We start from the raw sequence: 1097 nt of genomic DNA, 5'->3' as shown, positions 1-1097 counted from the left end.
CGACGTGCTCCGCCACCAGGGTGTCATTGACGTAGACCGCGGCGGCGTGGGTTGCGGCGTCGAAGCGGAGCATGATCCGCTGCTCCGACCAGCCGCGCGGTACGCGGACCGTGCGCTGGTACCAGACCAGGCCGACATGGTCACGGATCGTCTGGTCGGCGAAGAGGTCGTTGTAGCTGGCCGGGACGGCCGCTTCCAGACGGGTTTCAAGCGTTGACTTCCATGGTTCAGGCTGGAGCTGGTGGTCGAGGGCGAACAGCCAGAGTCCGTCCAGGCCGATGAGTTCGCGGGTGGCGGATGCCTGGGGTTTCAGCATCGAAGATTCTCCTTGAGGATCAGCGGGCGACGGCGGTGAGCGCGCCGGCGCGGGCGACGGATCCGAGCCAGGCGAGGCTCGGCTTGGGCGTGCGGACGAACGTCTCACGGTCGACGCTAATGAGCCCGAAGGTGGGCTCCCAGTGACCCCACTCGTAGTTGTCCAGAAGGGTCCAGTGCAGGTAACCGCGGACATCGATTCCTTCGCCGACGGCAGCGGACACATGGCGGAGGGCTTCGCCGGTATACGCGATGCGGCGGGCATCGTCGGCCGTGGCGATGCCGTTCTCGGTGATGAGGATCGGGATCCCGCCGGTGACTGAGGCGGTGTGCCGGATCGCGATGCCGATGGCGTCGGGGCGGTACGCGGTACCGACAAGGGTGTTCTCCGGGCTGTCGGGGTGCGGCTCGATGCCGTCTTCGTTGACCCATTGGCTGGAGTACGACTGGACGCCCACGAAGTCATCGCCGGCTGATCCGAGGAGGTAGAGGTCCTCCCAGACGTATTCGAGTTCCCGCTTCTTTTCCTCGGCTCCGGCGCGTGCGACGAACGCCCGGTTCGCGATCGTCCAGCCGACCTTGGCGTCCGTGCGGGCGCGGACGATCTCGCGGGCGGCCCGGTGCGCCAAGACAAGGCGGGCGCCGATTTCCGGGTCCGGCGGTGGCAGCTGGGGCCGGGGATCCTGGTCAACGGTGGGGCTCTGCCAGTCCTGCTGGGCGTCGGGGGCGGCCGTCATCATCCGGCGCATGGTGGCCATCATGGCGAGCATGTTCGGCTCGTT

The 1097-nt window shown here is 67.6% G+C and carries 2 protein-coding genes; both read right to left on the bottom strand.

Going from position 1 to position 1097, the window contains the following annotated elements:
* Window positions 1–316 (bottom strand): sugar-binding domain-containing protein (locus tag AB4Z38_RS25620; protein WP_441432324.1); only part of this gene is annotated, 316 nt, incomplete at its 3' end.
* A gap of 19 nt (window positions 317–335) precedes the next feature.
* On the bottom strand, window positions 336–1097 hold a 762-nt coding region (locus AB4Z38_RS25615; protein ID WP_441432323.1), incomplete at its 5' end, for a family 1 glycosylhydrolase.

The organism is Arthrobacter sp. 2RAF6 (assembly GCF_052115205.1).
Classification (GTDB): domain Bacteria; phylum Actinomycetota; class Actinomycetes; order Actinomycetales; family Micrococcaceae; genus Arthrobacter.
The sequence above is the reverse complement of the archived record's forward strand: the minus strand, read 5'-3'. Positions and strand labels throughout refer to the sequence as shown.